This is a genomic window from Miniimonas arenae (assembly GCF_006351005.1).
Classification (GTDB): domain Bacteria; phylum Actinomycetota; class Actinomycetes; order Actinomycetales; family Beutenbergiaceae; genus Miniimonas; species Miniimonas arenae.
Map to the genome: position 1 here is coordinate 1 of NZ_VENP01000140.1, position 1235 is coordinate 1235.

Below are 1235 nucleotides of genomic sequence, written 5' to 3' on the forward strand. Positions count from 1 at the left end.
AACGCACCCTCCACCTCGCCGAGCTCGTCGAGACCACCACCCGACGCCTGACCCGCCTGCAGCTCCACCTCGCCGCCACCCTCGAGCACGCCACCACCCCACCCGAACCCGGCCACGGCGTCCTCGTCGACCACACCGGCACCCTGCCCCGCCCCACCCTCCTGCCCGACACCACCAGCAGCATCGGTGCCCGTGGCCGCGGCGTTGCCGGAACCGGCGACCCGGCCGGCACAGGTGGGGCGGAAGACGTCGGCACCGGCGGCGCCGGCACCACCGGAGTGCAGGACGCGGGTTGCGCCCCGACGGGTCGGTCGGGGCCGCGTACCCCGTACGCGCGGGCGCGGGACCTGCTGCGGATGCGGCTACGGATCAGTGGCGCCGAAGCCGGCCGGCGCATCCGCCTGGGCCACGCCCTGACCCCCCGCACCACCCTGACCGGGCAGGTCCTGCCGCCCGAGCACCCCGTCCTCGCGTCGGCACTGCCCCATGTGGACCGGGACGCCACCACCGAGGTCCTGCGCGCCCTCGAACGCGTCGCCGCGGTCCTGGACCAGGGGGACGTCACCGAGCTCGAGCAGGTCCTCACCACCCATGCCACCACGTTCGACCCCGACCAGCTGCGTCGGATCGCCACCCACGCCGTGGCCGTGGCCGACCCCGACGGGGCAGCGCCCAGTGAGAGCCTCAAGCACATCCAGCAAGGCGTCCACATCGGACCCACCCGCAAAGGCCTGACCACCATCCGCCTCGTCGTCGACGCCATCCAGCTCGAGATCCTCCAGACCGTCTTCGACACCGGCACCAACCCCCACACCACCACCCCCACCCCCACCGACACCGACTCCGACAGCGCGAGCCCGAGCACAGCGACCCCCGACACGAAAGACGGCGCCGCCACGCTCGACGACTCAGTCCCCAACAGCAACACCATCGACGGCGAGAGTCAGACCATCGACGCCGACGATGAATCGGTCTTCGACCAGGGCGAGACGGTCAACGGCGGGACCGGCGCCGGCGACGCGTCACCGCAGAGCGAGACGGTCGGGGCGCCGGTGCTCGTGCCGACGGAGCGGCGCACCCGCCCCCAGATCATGCTCGACACCCTCATCGCCGCCACGATGTGCATCCTGCGCACCGGTGTCCTGCCCACCACCGGTGGAGCACCCACCCAGGTCATCGTCACCCTCGACGGCGCCGACCTCCTCACCGCCCTGCGCCACCAGACCCCCGGCCCC

Annotated in this window: 1 protein-coding gene; it reads left to right on the forward strand. The window is 73.1% G+C overall.

Annotation, left to right across the window (positions count from 1 at the left end; translation table 11 throughout):
- Positions 1-1235, forward strand: a 1235-nt coding sequence (locus FH969_RS14980; RefSeq protein ID WP_139988009.1) for a DUF222 domain-containing protein, incomplete at both ends; no start/stop codon positions are given.